General features: G+C 61.7%; 13 protein-coding genes and 1 pseudogene. 12 read left to right on the forward strand and 2 right to left on the reverse strand.

The annotated features are described in order from the left end of the window. Positions 1-54: 54 nt before the first annotated feature. The 6 genes and pseudogenes from M5B44_RS11065 (at position 55) to M5B44_RS11085 (ending at position 7,695) form a co-directional block, all read left to right on the forward strand. Positions 55-2,640 (forward strand): TonB-dependent receptor, encoded by a 2,586-nt coding sequence (locus M5B44_RS11065; RefSeq protein ID WP_248739180.1) that lies wholly within the window; start codon positions 55-57, stop codon positions 2,638-2,640. Between the two features lie 108 nt (positions 2,641-2,748). Beyond that, a complete protein-coding gene (locus tag M5B44_RS11070) occupies positions 2,749-3,345 on the forward strand; it encodes a biliverdin-producing heme oxygenase (RefSeq protein WP_248739181.1) in 597 nt (198 codons plus the stop codon). A 108-nt stretch (positions 3,346-3,453) separates the two neighbouring features. After that, positions 3,454-3,849, forward strand: a complete 396-nt coding sequence (locus M5B44_RS11075) for a YbaN family protein (protein WP_085709643.1) — start codon at positions 3,454-3,456, stop codon at positions 3,847-3,849. Between the two features lie 453 nt (positions 3,850-4,302). Further along, positions 4,303-5,310, forward strand: a pseudogene (locus M5B44_RS29020) (HAMP domain-containing protein); the annotation flags it as partial. Positions 5,311-5,412: 102 nt separating this feature from the next. After that, complete coding sequence (locus M5B44_RS29025) at positions 5,413-6,168, forward strand: methyl-accepting chemotaxis protein (RefSeq protein WP_371320921.1); 756 nt, start codon at positions 5,413-5,415, stop codon at positions 6,166-6,168. A 180-nt stretch (positions 6,169-6,348) separates the two neighbouring features. Next, positions 6,349-7,695 carry a CoA transferase gene (locus M5B44_RS11085; RefSeq protein ID WP_248739182.1) on the forward strand — a complete coding sequence of 449 codons (1,347 nt, stop codon included), beginning with the start codon at positions 6,349-6,351 and terminating at the stop codon, positions 7,693-7,695. A 13-nt stretch (positions 7,696-7,708) separates the two neighbouring features. Here M5B44_RS11085 and M5B44_RS11090 read toward each other — a convergent pair whose 3' ends face one another. Continuing rightward, positions 7,709-8,560 (reverse strand): DNA-3-methyladenine glycosylase family protein, encoded by an 852-nt coding sequence (locus tag M5B44_RS11090; RefSeq protein WP_248739183.1) that lies wholly within the window; start codon positions 8,558-8,560, stop codon positions 7,709-7,711. After that, entirely contained in the window at positions 8,557-9,984 is a 1,428-nt protein-coding gene (gene arcD / locus M5B44_RS11095; protein ID WP_248739184.1) for an arginine-ornithine antiporter, read from the reverse strand. The genes M5B44_RS11090 and arcD (M5B44_RS11095) overlap by 4 nt, the downstream gene beginning before the upstream one ends. 437 nt (positions 9,985-10,421) lie before the next feature. Here arcD (M5B44_RS11095) and arcD (M5B44_RS11100) point away from each other — a divergent pair, with 437 nt between their 5' ends. The 6 genes from arcD (M5B44_RS11100) to M5B44_RS11125 all read left to right on the forward strand — a co-directional run bounded on the left by arcD (M5B44_RS11100) (position 10,422) and on the right by M5B44_RS11125 (position 17,418). Continuing rightward, a complete protein-coding gene (gene arcD / locus M5B44_RS11100; protein WP_134827880.1) occupies positions 10,422-11,849 on the forward strand; it encodes an arginine-ornithine antiporter in 1,428 nt (475 codons plus the stop codon). 34 nt (positions 11,850-11,883) lie between these two features. Next, positions 11,884-13,140 (forward strand): arginine deiminase, encoded by a 1,257-nt coding sequence (gene arcA, locus M5B44_RS11105; protein ID WP_085709638.1) that lies wholly within the window; start codon positions 11,884-11,886, stop codon positions 13,138-13,140. A 69-nt stretch (positions 13,141-13,209) separates the two neighbouring features. Further along, the gene (locus tag M5B44_RS11110) at positions 13,210-14,220 is read left to right on the forward strand and encodes an ornithine carbamoyltransferase (RefSeq protein ID WP_025126828.1); all 1,011 of its coding nucleotides are present in this window, start codon (positions 13,210-13,212) and stop codon (positions 14,218-14,220) included. A gap of 72 nt (positions 14,221-14,292) precedes the next feature. Beyond that, positions 14,293-15,222 (forward strand): carbamate kinase, encoded by a 930-nt coding sequence (gene arcC, locus M5B44_RS11115; protein WP_248739185.1) that lies wholly within the window; start codon positions 14,293-14,295, stop codon positions 15,220-15,222. A gap of 64 nt (positions 15,223-15,286) precedes the next feature. After that, entirely contained in the window at positions 15,287-15,649 is a 363-nt protein-coding gene (locus tag M5B44_RS11120) for a DUF5064 family protein (protein ID WP_085709636.1), read from the forward strand. Positions 15,650-15,909: 260 nt separating this feature from the next. Continuing rightward, complete coding sequence (locus M5B44_RS11125; RefSeq protein ID WP_114885058.1) at positions 15,910-17,418, forward strand: sigma-54-dependent transcriptional regulator; 1,509 nt, start codon at positions 15,910-15,912, stop codon at positions 17,416-17,418. Positions 17,419-17,426: the final 8 nt, after the last annotated feature.

Below are 17,426 nucleotides of genomic sequence, written 5' to 3' on the forward strand. Positions count from 1 at the left end.
TCTTCGGACGTGAATCAGCACCTATAAAGATTCGTGCGACACGGAGCGCTATCGATGTCCTCACGCCTTACCCGCCAGACTTCTTCCCCTTCCCGCGTGCTGTCGTTGCTGACCGCCGCCATTCTGATGGCCGGCACCGCGCCACTGATGGCCGCCACCGAGCAACCGGCACGCAACATGGGCGATTACTCGTTCGCCATCAGCCAGCAACCGCTGGTGTCGGCGCTCAACGCGTTCACCGCCGTCACCGGCTGGCAGGTCGGTTTGCCGGCCGAACTGGGTAAAGGCGTGTCGTCGCCGGGCGTGCGCGGTTCGCTGCCACCGGAAAAAGCCCTGGAGCGACTGTTGGTGGGGACCAACCTGAGCTTCCGCAAGCTGAGCAACAACAACGTCGTGCTGGAAAAACGCAACAACAGCGGCGCGCTCAACCTCGACCAGGTGACCATTAGCGCCACCCGTCAGGAACAATCGGTCAACAGCGTGCCGGCCACCGTCACCGTGCAGACCCGCCAAGATCTGGACCGCAACAACGTCAACACCATCAAGGATCTGGTGCGCTACGAGCCGGGCGTCTCCGTGGGCGGCGCCGGTCAGCGCGGCGGTATCAGCGGCTACAACATTCGCGGCATCGACGGTGACCGCATCCTGACCCAGGTCGACGGTGTCGAAGTGCCGGACGGTTTCTTCAACGGCCCGTACGCCAAGACCCAGCGCAACTACGTCGACCCGGAAATCGTCAAACGCGTGGAAATCCTCCGTGGCCCAGCCTCGGTGCTGTACGGCAGCAACGCCATCGGCGGCGCGGTCAGCTACTTCACCCTCGACCCGAACGACATCATCAAGCCAGGCCAAGACGTCGGCGCCCGCCTGAAAACCGGCTACAGCTCCGCCGACGACAGCTGGCTGAAATCCGCCACCGTTGCCGGTCGCGCTGAGCAGTTCGACGGTTTGCTGCACTACAGCCAGCGCGACGGTCATGAAACCGATTCCTACGGCAGCAACAACGGCACCGGTCTTGAGCGCACTGCCGCCAACCCGGAAGACGTGAAAGCCTCCAACGTGCTGGCCAAGATCGGCTGGAACTACAGCGAAGGTTCGCGCCTGGGCCTGACCTACGAAAAGTACAAGGATGATCGCGACACCGATCAGAAAAGCGCCTACGGCGGGCCGTACTTCAACGGCGCCCCGACCATTCCGAACAGCGTTTTGCCCGGCGGCATGTACCAGTGGCGCACCGGCAACGACACCGTCACCCGTGAGCGTTTCGGCCTGGAACACAGCTTCGAGTTGAACAGCCTGCTGGCGGACAACGTGAAGTGGAGCCTCAATCACCAGACCGCCAAGACCGACCAGAGCACCGACGAGTTTTACTATCCGATGACCCGTAAAGTGCTGCGTACCCGCGACACGATCTACGAGGAAAAACAATGGGTGTTCGATGCGCAACTGGACAAGGCATTCGCCATCGGTGACACCGATCACGTGCTGACCTACGGCACCACGATCAAACAGCAGAAAGTCACTGGTTCGCGCAGCGGCGACGGCAAGTGCCTGGCGGTCGGTCGCGGCTGCACCGCCATCGGCGCCACCAGTGCGGCTGACGTGCTGAAGAAGTCCAGCGACTTCCCGGACCCGACCATCAATACCTACAGCCTGTTCGCCCAGGATCAGATCAGCTGGAACAAATGGACCTTCCTGCCGGGCCTGCGCTACGACTACACCCAGCTCAAGCCGCACATCACTCAGGAGTTCCTCAACACCGTGGCCGCCGACGGCAAAGGCACGGTCAGCGACGAAAACAAGACCTGGCATAAAGTCTCGCCGAAATTCGGCCTGACCTACGCCCTGACCGACAACTACACCTGGTACGGCCAGTACGCCGAAGGCTTCCGCACCCCGACCGCGAAAGCGTTGTACGGCCGCTTCGAGAACAGCACCACCGGCTACAACGTGGCGCCGAACCCGAACCTTGAACCGGAAAAGAGCAAAAGCTATGAAACCGGTCTGCGCGGCAACTTCGAGCAAGGCTCGTTCGACGTGGCGGTGTTCTATAACAAGTACCGCGACTTCATCAACGAAGACGCCGTCACCCCGGGCTACAGCGAGCTGACCTTCCAGTCCAGCAACATCAAGCACGCCACCATCAAGGGTGCCGAAGTCAAAGGTCGCCTGAACCTGGATTCCTTCGGTGCGCCGCAAGGTCTGTACACCCAGGGTTCGATCTCCTACGCCTACGGACGCAACAACGACAACGGCGAGCCGTTGAACAGCGTCAATCCGCTGACCGGCGTATTCGGTCTGGGTTATGACCAGGACAACTACGGCGGCCTGCTGAGCTGGACCGTGGTGAAGAAAAAGGATCGCGTCGACGACACCAACTTCAAGTCGCCGGACGGTGTCAGCAGTCAATTCAAATCCCCGGGCTTCGGCATTCTCGATCTGGCCGGCTACTACAAGGTCACCGACGACGTCACCGTCAGCGGCGGCATCTACAACCTGACCGACAAGAAGTACTGGTTGTGGGATGACGTGCGCGGTTACGACAGCGTCGGCGAAGCGTCGGTGACACAACCGGCCAACCTCGATCGCCTGACCCAGCCGGGTCGCAACTTCGCGATCAATCTGGTCTGGGATATCTGATCCGGATGACCTCACGGTGCGTGCATTGTCGCGCCGTGAGGTTTTTTTACTGTCCGGCGCTTGCCCGTTCGTCTCGTTATCAAGCGCCTCATTTATCAAGGACATCTCATGAGCACCCCGGAAAAAGCCCTGCGTTCGCAACGCCTGAACCAGATCACTCACGAGCCGCACAGCAAGCTCGATGCGCTGGTGAAAGCCCATGCGCCGTTCGAGACTCGCGCCAATTTCGCCCGTTTCGTGGTCGCGCAGTACCTGTTCCAGTCGGAACTGGTCTCGCTGTACAACGATGCCGAACTGACTGCCATCGTCCCTGACCTGCCGGCCCGCTGCCGTGCCGAAGCGGCCAAGGCCGACCTTGCCGACCTCGACACCGAAGTGCCTGCCCCGGTGGCCGGCGCGGTGAAAAACCCGAGCAAGGCCCGCGCCCTGGGTTGGATCTTCGTCTCCGAAGGTTCCAAGCTCGGCGCTGCGTTCCTGATCAAACGCGCCGTCGCGCTGGAACTGAGCGAAAACTTCGGCGCCCGTCATCTGGGCGAGCCTGAAGGCGGTCGCGCCGAAGGCTGGAAGAGCTTCGTGCGCACCCTCGATTCGCTGCAATTCAGTGCCGAAGAAGAAGCCGAAGTGGAGCAAGGCGCGATCGACGCATTCAACCGCTTCACCGTGCTGCTGGAACAGGCTTACGCCACGGAAGCCGAACCGGCCTGATACTGGCCACACTGTAAAATCCTGTGGGAGCCGGCAAGCCAGCTCCCACAAGGAATTGCGTAAGTCTGTAAGATTCCTGCCCTGTCTCATAAGCCACTCGCTGAGCCCATGCCCCAACCCGCCTCCTCCCGACTCGCCCGCCTGCTGTTCGGCCTGCTCGCCTACGTCAGCCTCGGCATCGGCCTGATCGCCATCGTCGTCCCCGGCCTGCCGACCACCGAGTTCATCCTGCTCGCCGCCTGGGCCGCGACCCGCAGTTCGCCGCGCCTGAGTGCCTGGCTGGAAAACCATCGGCTGTTCGGGCCGATCCTGAGCAACTGGCGCAACGGCAAGATCATCGCCCGCAAGGCCAAGGTAAGTGCCACCGTCAGCATGCTGCTGTGCGCCACCCTGATGCTGGTGGTGCTCGATCACGGCTGGCCGGTCTATCTGGCGATTGCCGGCATGACCCTGGGTAACCTGTGGATCTGGTCGCGCCCGGAATCGCTGCCGAAGATTTCCTGATTTTTCCCTTCTTTTCAGGGCTTTTGCCCGCGCAAACGTTTTGCCGTGACCGTTCGTCGGCATACGCCTCATGCACCCTCGCCCCGCGCCGATGAGCAATGAATGGCGCTGAATGGATTTGGCGAATCGGGCAACTCCGTGCCCCGTAGCCAATAGTTCATTCATTCGCGAGAACACTCCATGTTCGACTCCCTGTCCATTCGCCTGAAAATCGTCCTGCTGTCCGGGCTCTGCCTGCTCGGCGTGGTTGCGCTGATCGTCGGCATCAACATCTACCAGACCAACCAGAACGACGAACTGGTCAGCGATTCGAGCAGCAAGATGCTCACCGCCAGCGTGCAGAACCTGCTGCAGGCCAAGGCGGCCGAACAGGCGGTGCAGGTGCAGAAAACCTTCGGCGAGAGCCTGCTGGTGATCACTGCTCTGGCCGACCAGATCAAGGACATGCGCGTCATGGCCGCCAAGCGTTCGCTGGACGCCGGGGCCTTGCGTGAAGAGTTGAACCTGAGCCTGAAAACCGCGTTCGAGCGCAACAGCAAGGTGCTGGGTATCTGGCTGGCCTTCGAACCCAACGGCCTGGACGGCAAGGACAGCGAGTTCGTCAACGACGCGGCGCGCCAGTCCAACGAAGCCGGGCGCTTCGCCACCTACTGGAGCCGCGCCGCCGGTTCTGCGCTGAACACGATCATGGTCGAAGAAGACATGACCAAGACCACCCTCAGCGTCAGCGGCACGCCCTACAACAGTTGGTACACCTGCCCTCGCGACAACAAGCGCACCTGCCTGCTCGACCCGTACGCCGACACCGTGGGCACCAAGGAAATGCTCATGACCACCATTTCGGTGCCGCTGCTGGTGGACGGCAAGGCCATCGGCGTGGTCGGCATCGATATCGCCCTCGACGCCCTGCAAGCGGCGGCCGTGGGCTCCCAGCGTGAACTGTTCAACGGCGCCGGGCACATGCTGATTGTCTCCGGCAGCGGCGTGTTGGGCGCCTACAGCACCGACGCGACCAAGGTCGGCAAAGGCATCGCCGAAACCCTCGGCGCCGAAGGCAAGGACATCCTGCAATTGCTGAGCGCCGGCACACCGAAGATTCTCGAACAGGGCGACCTGATCCGCGCCGTGTACCCGGTCGATCCGATCGGCAATTCCCGGGCCTGGGGCGTGGTCATCGACCTGCCGAAACAAGTACTGCTGGCCGACTCGGTCAAGCTGCAAGCGGTGCTTGATGACGCTCAGCAAACCGGTGTGATGACCGCGTTGGCGGTGGCCGTGATCGCCGGCCTGATCGGCCTGGTGCTGATCTGGCTCACCGCCTCGGGCGTGACCCGGCCGATCAACAGCGTCGCCGAGATGCTGAAGAACATCGCCAGCGGCGAAGGCGACCTGACCCAGCGCCTGAACTACACCAAAAAGGATGAACTGGGCGAACTGGTGAACTGGTTCAACCGCTTCCTCGACAAGCTGCAGCCGACCATCGCCCAGATCAAACAGAGCATCACCGAGGCTCGTGGCACCGCCGATCAGTCGTCGGAAATCGCCCGCCAGACCAGCGAAGGCATGCAGGTGCAGTTCCGCGAAATCGATCAGGTGGCCACCGCGTCCAACGAAATGAGCGCCACCGCCCACGACGTGGCCAACAGCGCCTCGAACGCCGCCAACGCGGCCAAAGGCGCCGATCAGTCGGCCAAGGACGGGATGTCGATCATCGAGCGCAGCACCCGCGACATCAATCAACTGGCCGATGAAGTCAGCAAAGCGGTGACCGAGGTTGAAGAACTGGCGGTCAACAGCGAACAGATCGGTTCGGTGCTGGAAGTGATCCGCAGCATTGCCGAACAGACCAACCTGCTGGCACTGAACGCCGCGATCGAAGCCGCCCGCGCTGGTGAAAGCGGTCGTGGTTTCGCGGTCGTCGCCGACGAAGTCCGTAACCTGGCCAAGCGCACTCAGGATTCGGTCGAGGAGATCCGCGTGGTCATCGAACGCATCCAGACCGGCACCCGTGGCGTGGTCGCGACCATGCATTCGAGCCAGACCCAGGCCCACAACAACGCCGGGCAGATCCGTCAGGCCGTGGACGCTCTCGGCAAGATCAGCGATGCGGTGACCGTGATCAGCGACATGAACCTGCAGATCGCCAGCGCCGCCGAACAGCAAAGCGCCGTGGCCGAAGAGGTCAATCGCAACGTGTCGGCGATCCGCACTGTCACCGAGACCCTGACCGAACAGGCCACCGAATCGGCGGCGATCAGCAGCCAGCTGAATGCCCTGGCCAGCCAGCAGATGAAATTGATGGATCAGTTCCGCGTGTAATTGCGGTTGCCCTGAATCCCTGTGGGAGCTGGCTTGCCAGCGATGGCGGTAGATCAGTCGATACACTGCTGACTGACACTCCATAATCGCTGGCAAGCCAGCTCCCACAGGGGACAGTGTGTTTCATCTAAGCCGACAGCGTTTTGCACTATTCTGCCCTCTCGTTCCGGAGGGCCTTCGATGACTGATCTGCTCACGTCCATTCAAGCCGCACTCGGCTTGCCCAGCACGCCGATTCCATTCACCGGCGAGGGCGCCCTGCCCTCTGTATTTGCCGTCACCGACCTGGCCTGCGCGAGCATTGCCGCTGCCGGGCAAGCCGTCGCTGAACTCCTTCGGCAGCAAACCGGCGACTTGCCCACGGTAGAAGTCGACCGCCGCCTCGCCTCGTTCTGGTTCGCCACCTCGCTGCGGCCAATAGGTTGGGAAGTCCCACCGCTGTGGGACCCGGTGGCAGGTGACTACGCGACCAAGGACGGCTGGATCCGCCTGCACACCAACGCCCCGCATCATCGCGCCGCCGCTGAAAGCGTGCTGGGTGCCTGTGCCGATCGCGCGGCCATGGCAGCGAAAGTCGCGCAATGGGCCTGTGCCGATCTGGAGCAAGCGGTGGTCGATGCCAAGGGTTGTGCAGCCGAAATGCGCAGTTGGGCGCTGTGGCAGAACCACCCCCAGGGCCTGGCGGTGAATGCCGAGCCGTTGGTGCATTTCAGTGATGGAGAGGAAGGTCATCTCCCCTGGAATGGCTCGGTGGCGCAGCCATTGGCCGGACTCAAGGTGCTCGATTTGACCCGCGTCCTCGCCGGCCCGACCGCCAGCCGCTTTCTCGCAGGGCTCGGCGCCAATGTCCTGCGCATCGACCCGCCGACCTGGAACGAACCCGGCGTAGTGCCGGAAGTGACCCTCGGCAAACGCTGTGCGCGGCTGGATCTGCATGAGCCGGCAGATCGCGCGGTGTTTGAAAGCCTGCTCAAGGACGCTGACATTCTGCTGCACGGCTATCGCGCCGATGCGCTTGAGCATCTCGGTTTTGGCACCGAACGTCGCCGGCAACTGGCGCCGGGGCTGATCGACGTCTGCCTCAATGCTTACGGCTGGAGCGGTCCGTGGCAGAACCGCCGGGGCTTCGACAGTCTGGTGCAGATGAGCAGCGGGATTGCCGAGGCCGGGCGGCGCTGGAAGCAGGCGGACAAGCCGACACCGTTGCCGGTACAGGCGCTGGATCATGCGACGGGGTATTTGATGGCGGCGAGTGTGATCCGGTTGCTGGCTGACAGACTGCGCAGTGGTCGAGGTGGATCCGCACGGTTGTCGCTGGCACGGACGGCGAAGTTGTTGATCGAGCAGGGGCCGGGCACGAACAAAGCGCTGCGTCCGGAAGATGCAAAAGATCGGAGTTTGCAGATGGAGCAGACGCCCTGGGGTCCGGCGCATCGGCTGCAAGCGCCTTTGAAGATCAGCGGGACGCCATTGCAGTGGACATTGCCGGCCACCGAGTTGGGTTCACATCAAGCGCGATGGTTTTGACTGCGTGCGGGTTTCAATCCGCACGACTCGACGAAGTCCACAGCAACTGCGCCGCATACCCCCGAAACGGTCGCCAGGCCTCGGCGCGGGCAGACAATTCCCGCGCCGTCATCCGCTCCCCTTCCAGCACCTCCAGTGCTCGCAGCAACCCCACATCCCCGGTCGGAAACCCGTCCATGTCCCGCAACTGCCGCAGCGCGATGTACTGCGCCGTCCAGTCGCCAATCCCGTGCAGCGCCAGCAACCGCGCGGTCCCGGAGGCAAACAGCAGCGGATCATCCAGCGACGCCTGCGCCACCCCGGACAAGGTGCGCCCGCGACTTTTCGGCATGCCCAGTGTCGTTAGATCGGCACTCGCCAAAACGGCTGCGCGAGGAAAGACGTGAGTCAGTCCAGGCACCGACGAACGCAATGGCTCGCCATACTGCGCCAGCAGTTTCCCCGCCAGCCGGATCGCCCCGACCACGGTGATCTGCTGCCCCAGCACCGCCCGAAACGCCAGCTCCAATCCATCCCACGCACCCGGCACCCGCAACCCCGGGCGTTCGGCAATCAACCGCGCCAACAGCGGGTCCGCCTTCAAATGCTGTTGCATCGTCGGCAGATCCGCGTCCAGATCGAACAGCCGACGCAAGCGCATGATGATCTCGGGAACCGCTGACGGATCGGGGAAATCCAGCTCCACCTCCAGCGCATCGCCGTCACCTGGCCAGACCGAAACCGTGCCGTGAACGCCGTTCAACCCGATGCTGCGCGAATAAACGCCATCGACCACCCTCTCCATCCCGACCACCGCCCGCGCGGCGAGAAAATCGAGCATCGCCGGCCAGTCGTAGGGCGCCAGGTATTCGAGCCGCAGCCTCACAACGACAGCAAGCCGCTGTACAACCCGTAGGCCGCCAGCCCGGCCCCGGCGATCACGCAGGTGAAAATCCCCTTTTCGATGGTGGTAAACAGCGGCTCGCCCTGCTCATGCTTGGCCTTGGCGAACAGGATCACCCCCGGGGCATACAGCAGCGCCGACAACAGCAGGTATTTCACCCCGCCGGCATACAGCAACCACACCGCGTAGCACAGGGCGATGCCGCCGATCAGCAGGTCCTTGGTGCGCTCGGCCGAGGCATGTTCGTAGGTTTCGCCGCGCCCGCTCAACAGCACCGCATAGGCCGCCGACCACAGGTACGGCACCAGAATCATCGACGACGCGAGGTAGATCAGGCTGGTGTAAGTGCCGGCGGAAAACAGCGTGATCAGCAGGAAAATCTGGATCATCACGTTGGTCAGCCACAGCGCGTTGACCGGCACATGGTTGGCATTTTCCTTTTTCAGGAACGCCGGCATGGTCTTGTCCTTGGCCGTGGCAAACAGGATTTCGGCGCACAGCAGCGCCCATGACAACAATGCGCCGAGCAACGAAATCGCCAGGCCGATGCTGATCGCCAGCGCGCCCCACGGCCCGACGATGTGTTCCAGCACCGCCGCCAGCGAAGGGTTCTGCAAGGTCGCCAGTTCCGGCTGGCTCATGATCCCCAGCGACAAGACGTTGACCAGCACCAGCAGCGCCAGCACGCCGATGAAACCGATCACCGTGGCCCGGCCGACATCCGAACGTTTCTCGGCCCGCGCCGAGTAAACGCTGGCACCTTCGATGCCGATGAACACGAACACCGTCACCAGCATCATGTTGCGCACCTGATCCATCACCCCGCCGAAATTCGGATTGCTGCGGCCCCAGATGTCGCGGGTAAACACGTCAGCCTTGAACGCCACTGCAGCGATGACGATGAACATGACCAGCGGCACGATCTTGGCCACGGTGGTCAGTTGGTTGATGAACGCCGCCTCCTTGATCCCGCGCATCACCAGAAAGTGCACGGCCCACAGCAGCACCGAGGCGCAACCGATGGCGATCGGCGTGTTGCCCTGGCCGAACACCGGAAAGAAGTAGCCGAGGGTGCTGAACAGCAACACGAAATACCCGACGTTACCCAGCCAGGCACTGATCCAGTAACCCCACGCTGAAGAGAAACCCATGTAGTCGCCGAATCCGGCCTTGGCGTAGGCGTAGACGCCGGAATCCAGCTCCGGCTTGCGGTTGGCCAGGGTCTGGAATACGAACGCCAGAGTCAGCATGCCGATGGCGGTAATTCCCCAGCCAATCAGGATGGCACCGGCATCGGCTCGCGCCGCCATGTTCTGGGGCAAGGAGAAAATACCCCCGCCAATCATCGAACCCACCACCAGGGCGATCAGCGCGCCAAGGCGCAGCTTTTGCGTCGGTTGCGACATACAAATCTCCTTGAAAGATGTGGTGAGGTTTTATTTGTAACAACTATTAACTAAACGGCTAACAGTCGAAGACGTTTATCAGGTAATGCCAACAAACGCCCACTTATATATAGCGGATGACGCTAACGCCTAGCACGTTAAGTCAGTTTTGTGCGCCGATCCTAATAAATCAATTCTGTACTGAAAACAGATGTGAAAAATTTGCCAAAACCGGAAAAGCAACTAGCGTGATAACTCGAAAGTAATAGGATCCATTCCCAATCAAATCGACCAAAGGCCTCTGGGACGGGCCTTCCAGACAGTAGCCTTATGCCTGCAGTGGATTCATAAGTCATTCATTAACAATGGAATGTGGCCATGCACTGATCTATGTCAGCTGTTTGAACAGTCAACAGAACTACGCTGTGAACTCTTCTCTCCTGCAATGGAGTCATGCAATGTCTGAAGCTCCCGGAAAACTACGACTAGGTGCACTGGTTGCCCTGGTAGTCGGATCAATGATCGGTGGCGGGATATTCTCTTTGCCACAAAACATGGCCGCCAGCGCCGACGTCGGTGCGGTACTGATCGGGTGGGCCATCACCGCCGTCGGCATGCTCACCCTCGCTTTCGTCTTTCAAACCCTCGCCAATCGCAAACCTGACCTGGACGGCGGCGTGTACGCCTACGCCAAAGCCGGTTTCGGCGACTACATGGGTTTCTCGTCCGCCTGGGGCTACTGGATCAGCGCCTGGCTGGGCAACGTCGGTTACTTCGTTCTGCTGTTCAGCACACTTGGCTATTTCTTTCCGATTTTCGGTGAAGGCAACACCGTTGCCGCCGTGATTGGTGCCTCGGTGCTGCTGTGGGCCGTGCACTTTCTGGTGCTGCGCGGGATCAAGGAAGCGGCGTTCATCAACCTGGTGACCACCGTCGCCAAGGTCGTGCCGTTGCTGCTGTTCGTCCTGATCGCGATTTTCGCCTTCAAACTGGACATCTTCACCGCCGACATCTGGGGCGTGAAAAACCCGGATCTGGGCAGCGTGATGAACCAGGTGCGCAACATGATGCTGGTCACCGTGTGGGTGTTCATCGGCATCGAAGGCGCGAGCATCTTCTCGGCCCGGGCGGAAAAACGTTCGGACGTGGGTAAAGCCACCGTGATCGGCTTCATCACTGTGCTGCTGTTCCTGGTGCTGGTGAACGTGCTGTCGCTGGGCATCATGACCCAACCGGAACTGGCCAAACTGCAGAACCCGTCGATGGCCGCCGTGCTTGAGCACGTGGTCGGTCACTGGGGCGCGGTGCTGATCAGCGTCGGCCTGATCATCTCGCTGCTGGGAGCGCTGCTGTCGTGGGTGCTGCTGTGTGCGGAGATCATGTTCGCCGCCGCCAAGGACCACACCATGCCGGAGTTCCTGCGCAAGGAGAACGCCAACCACGTGCCGGTCAACGCCCTGTGGCTGACCAACGCGATGGTGCAGCTGTTCCTGGTCATCACCCTGTTCTCGGCCAGCACTTATCTGTCGCTGATCTACCTCGCCACTTCGATGATTCTGGTGCCGTACCTGTGGTCGGCGGCCTACGCCCTCCTGCTGGCGGTGCGCGGCGAAAGCTACGAGGGCTTCGCGGCAGAACGGCGCAAGGACCTGATCATCGGCGGCATCGCCCTGATCTATGCGGTCTGGCTGCTCTACGCCGGCGGCGTGAAGTACCTGCTGCTCTCGGCCCTGCTCTATGCGCCCGGCGCGATCCTGTTCGCCAAGGCCAAGCTCGAACTCAAACAACCGGTTTTCACCAACGTCGAGAAGCTGATTTTCGCCGCGGTGGTCGTGGGTGCCCTGGTGGCGGCCTACGGTCTCTACGACGGCTTCCTGACTCTGTAATTGCCAAACGTTTTATCTCTGGAGGATCACTGAAATGACCACGGAAAAAGTTAAGTACGGCGTCCATTCCGAAGCCGGCAAACTGCGCAAAGTCATGGTTTGTTCCCCAGGTCTGGCCCACCAGCGGCTGACCCCGAGCAACTGCGACGAACTGCTGTTCGACGATGTGATCTGGGTCAATCAGGCCAAGCGCGACCACTTCGACTTCGTCACCAAGATGCGCGAGCGCGGGATCGAAGTGCTGGAAATGCACAACCTGCTGACCGACATCGTCGGCAACCCCGAAGCGCTGAAATGGATTCTGGACCGCAAGATCACCCCGGACACCGTCGGCGTCGGCCTGACCAACGAAGTGCGCAGCTGGCTCGAAGGCCTGGAGCCGCGCAAGCTCGCCGAGTTCCTGATCGGCGGCGTGGCCGGCGAAGATCTGCCGGACAGCGAAGGCGCCAGCGTGATCAAGATGTACCGCGACTACCTGGGCCACTCCAGCTTCCTGCTCGACCCGCTGCCCAACACCCAGTTCACCCGCGACACCACTTGCTGGATCTACGGCGGCGTGACCCTCAACCCGATGTACTGGCCGGCCCGTCGTCAGGAAACCCTGCTGACCACAGCCATCTACAAATTCCACCCCGACTTCACCGGTGCCGACTTCGAAGTCTGGTATGGCGACCCGGACAAGGACCACGGCAAAGCCACCCTCGAGGGCGGCGACGTGATGCCGATCGGTAATGGCGTGGTGTTGATCGGCATGGGCGAGCGCACCTCGCGCCAGGCCATCGGTCAGCTCGCACAGTCGCTGTTCGCCAAAGGCGCCGTGGAAAAAGTCGTGGTCGCCGGCCTGCCGAAATCCCGCGCGGCGATGCACCTGGACACCGTGTTCAGCTTCTGCGACCGCGACCTGGTCACGATCTTTCCGGAAGTGGTAAAGGAAATCGTGCCGTTCATCATCCGTCCTGACGAAAGCAAACCTTACGGTCTGGACGTACGACGGGAGAACAAAACGTTCCTCGAAGTCGTGGCCAACTCGCTGAACCTGCCGAACCTGCGCGTGGTGGAAACCGGTGGCAACAGCTTCGCCGCCGAACGCGAGCAATGGGATGACGGCAACAACGTGGTGGCCGTGGAACCGGGCGTGGTCATCGGCTACGACCGCAACACCTACACCAACACCCTGCTGCGCAAGGCAGGCGTGGAGGTCATCACCATCAGCGCCGGCGAACTGGGCCGTGGCCGTGGCGGCGGCCACTGCATGACCTGCCCGATCATCCGCGACCCGATCGACTACTAAAACTCTGAGCCCTGGCCGCGACTCACAAAGAGCGGCCAGGGGGATAACCGACACCGAAGGAGATCCATCATGGCTTTCAACATCCACAACCGTAACCTGCTCAGCCTGGAACACCACACCCCACGTGAGCTGCGTTACCTGCTCGACCTGTCCCGCGACCTGAAACGCGCCAAGTACACCGGCACCGAGCAACAACACCTGAAGGGCAACAACATCGCCCTGATCTTCGAAAAAACCTCGACCCGTACCCGTTGCGCGTTCGAAGTCGCCGCCTATGACCAGGGCGCCAACGTCACCTACATCGACCCGAATTCCTCGCAGATCGGCCACAAGGAAAGCATGAAAGACACAGCCCGCGTGCTGGGTCGCATGTACGACGCCATCGAGTACCGTGGCTTCAAGCAGGAAATCGTCGAAGAGCTGGCCAAGTTCGCCGGTGTGCCGGTGTTCAACGGCCTGACCGATGAATATCACCCGACCCAGATGATCGCCGACGTGCTGACCATGCGTGAGCACGCCGACAAGCCGATCCACGAGATCAGCTACGCCTACCTGGGCGACGCTCGCAACAACATGGGCAACTCGCTGCTGCTGGTCGGCGCCAAACTCGGCATGGACGTGCGCATCTGCGCGCCGAAAGCCCTGTGGCCCCACGATGATCTGGTACAGCGCTGCAAAAAATACGCGGAAGAAAGCGGCGCCCGCATCACCCTGACCGAAGACCCGAAAGCCGCCGTCAAAGGCGTGGACTTCATCCACACCGACGTCTGGGTATCCATGGGCGAACCGGTTGAAGCCTGGGCCGAGCGCATCGAGCAACTGCTGCCTTATCAGGTCAACGCACAACTGATGAAAGCCACCGGCAACCCGCGCACCAAATTCATGCACTGCCTGCCGGCGTTTCACAACAGCGATACCAAGGTCGGCAAACAGATCGCCGAACAGTATCCGCACCTGGCCAACGGCATCGAAGTGACCGACGACGTGTTCGAGTCGCCGGCCTGCATCGCCTTCGAGCAAGCGGAAAACCGCATGCACACCATCAAGGCGATTCTGGTGTCGACCCTGGCTGATCTGTAAGCGTTGCCCCTGACCTGCGGGCGCCGCCGAAAGCTGCCCCGCAGGCTCACCGAATTCTGAAAGGACTGCATTATGCGTATCGTCGTAGCTCTGGGCGGTAACGCCCTGCTCCGCCGTGGTGAGCCGATGACCGCTGACAACCAGCGCGCCAACATCCGCATCGCCACCGAGCAAATCGCCAAGATCCACCCCGGCAATCAACTGGTCATCGCCCACGGCAATGGCCCGCAAGTCGGCCTGCTGTCGTTGCAGGGCCTCTCCTATAAACCCGATGAAGCCTACCCTCTGGACGTGCTCGGTGCCGAAACCGAAGGCATGATCGGTTACATCATCGAACAGGAACTGGGCAACCTGCTGGACTTCGAAGTCCCGTTCGCCACCCTGCTCACCCAGGTCGAAGTCGATCCCAAGGATCCGGCTTTCAAGGACCCGACCAAATTCATCGGCCCGGTCTATGCCAAAGAAGAAGCCGAGCGCCTGGCCAAAGAGAAAGGCTGGGTGGTCAAGGCCGACGGTGATAAATATCGTCGCGTGGTGGCCAGCCCGAAACCCAAGCGCATCTTCGAAATCCGCCCGATCAAGTGGCTGCTGGACAAGGGCAGCATCGTGATCTGCGCCGGCGGTGGCGGCATCCCGACCATGTACGACGAGAAGCGCAACCTCAAAGGCATTGAGGCGGTCATCGACAAGGATCTGTGCTCGTCGCTGCTCGCCGAACAGCTGGAAGCGGACTTGCTGGTGATCGCCACCGACGTCAACGCGGCGTACATCGACTTCAAAAAACCCACCGAGAAAGCCATCGCCCAGGCCCACCCGGACGAACTCGAACGCCTGGGCTTCGCCGCCGGTTCCATGGGGCCGAAGGTGCAGGCAGCTTGCGAATTTGCACGCCATACTGGCAAGGTCGCGGTAATCGGTTCGCTGGCGGACATCGAAGCCATCGTCCAGGGCACCGCCGGTACGCGGGTGAGCACCTCGAAACCCGGCATCACCTACCGATAAAAAAGAAATGCTGGGGCAGACTCCAGGTCTGCCCTTCTCCCATGCCTTGAAAGGAGAGAACACCATGGCCCAGTTCGAACCCGGTCATTTGCACATCGAGCGGCACGCGTTGACCAAAGATGACGTCAACTACAACATCCGCCTCGAATACGAGGTGTCGCAGGATCCGCAAAAAGGCAAAGGGATACAGTTCCGGCTGGTTGGAAGCATCCAGGGCAAAGAGGTCAACGAACCGTTCTTTCTGCCCAAGGAAGAGGCCTACAACTTCGCGCGCAACGTGACGCAGATTGCCGAAAAATACGGCATCCCCAAGAGCCACAGCCAGATCGGCTCGGTGCACAAGCATTACGACCTGATGTTTGAAGACATTCGTACGCAGTTGAATATGAAATCCGGGGATCCGGTTAATCCGGAGCATTTCGAGTAACCCCCAAAGCCCCCTCACCCCAGCCCTCTCCCAGAGGGAGAGGGAGCTGATCCGGGGATGCTTCAGGCATACGCCGACCTGAAAGCTCTTCGCTGAATCCATAATCAACTCGATCTTTCAGGTCGATGTATCACGCAATACACCTCGGTAGGCCCCCTCTCCCTCCGGGCGGTCCGACGTTTCGGGAGGGCTGGGGTGAGGGTGCTTTTGATTTAAGGCATACTTGCCCTCCTCCGCACCCCAGAACCCAGAACCACCCCATGCGTATCCACGTCAGTTTCATCGACCGCGTCGGCATCACCCAGGAAGTCCTGGCGATTCTCGGTGGACGCAATCTCAATCTGGATGCGGTGGAAATGGTCCCGCCGAACGTCTACATCGACGCCCCGACCCTCAGCCCGCAAGTGCTCGAAGAGTTGAAAGACGCGCTGTTTCGGGTGCGCGGGGTGGAAGCCGTGGTCGTCGTCGACATCCTCCCCGGCCAGCGCCGGCACTTGCAGCTCGACGCGTTGCTCGCGGCGATGACCGACCCGGTGCTGGCCCTCGACAGCGCCGGCAAGGTGCTGCTGGCCAACCCGGCGCTGATCGCCCTGTACGGTCGCGAGCCGGCGGGTGAAAGCGTCTCGGAACTGTTCAACGATCCGGGCCTGCTCGAAACCTTGCTCGAACAGGGTTTCCGCCTGCCGCTGCGGGAAATCACCGTCAACGGCCAGACCCTGTTGCTGGACGCCACGCCAATCACCGACGCCGGCGCCCTGCTGACCCTGTATCAGCCGAACCGCATCGGCGAACAACTCTCGGCGCTGCACCATGACCACGCCGAAGGCTTCGATGCACTGCTCGGCGAGTCGCCGCCGATCCGCACGCTCAAGGCCCGGGCGCAGCGTGTTGCGGCACTCGACGCACCGCTGCTGATCCAGGGTGAAACCGGCACCGGCAAGGAATTGGTGGCCCGCGCCTGTCACGCCATCAGCGCCCGGCACAACGCACCGTTTCTGGCGCTGAACTGCGCGGCCCTGCCGGAAAACCTCGCCGAGAGCGAACTGTTCGGCTACGCCCCCGGCGCCTTCACCGGCGCACAACGGGGCGGCAAACCGGGGCTGATGGAACTGGCCAACCAGGGCACGGTGTTTCTCGACGAGATCGGCGAGATGTCGCCGTACCTGCAGGCCAAGCTGCTGCGGTTCCTCAACGACGGCAGCTTCCGTCGGGTTGGCGGTGATCGCGAAGTCAAAGTCGATGTGCGGATCCTCAGCGCGACCCACCGTGATCTGGAAAAAATGGTCAGCGAAGGCCTGTTCCGCGAAGACCTGTTCTACCGCCTCAACGTGCTCAACGTCGAAGTGCCACCGTTGCGCGAACGCGGTCAGGACATTCTGTTGCTGGCGCGCTATTTCATGCAGCAGGCCTGCGCGCAGATCCAGCGCCCGGTCTGCCGCCTCGCGCCTGGCACCTATCCGGCGCTGCTCGGCAACCGCTGGCCGGGCAACGTGCGGCAATTGCAGAACGTGATTTTCCGCGCCGCCGCCATCTGCGAAAGCAGCCTGGTGGACATCGGCGACCTCGACATCGCCGGCACCTCCGTGGCACGCCAGACCGACACCGACGTCGACAGTCTGGAAGAAGCGGTGGAAGCCTTCGAGAAATCGCTGCTGGAAAAACTCTACGTCAGCTACCCCTCGACCCGCCAACTGGCCGGCCGCCTGCAGACTTCGCACACAGCGATTGCCCATCGGCTGCGCAAGTACGGGATTCCGGGAAAAGCCTGACCCCGCCA

This window comes from Pseudomonas sp. MWU12-2029, assembly GCF_023242425.1.
Lineage (GTDB): Bacteria > Pseudomonadota > Gammaproteobacteria > Pseudomonadales > Pseudomonadaceae > Aquipseudomonas > Aquipseudomonas kribbensis.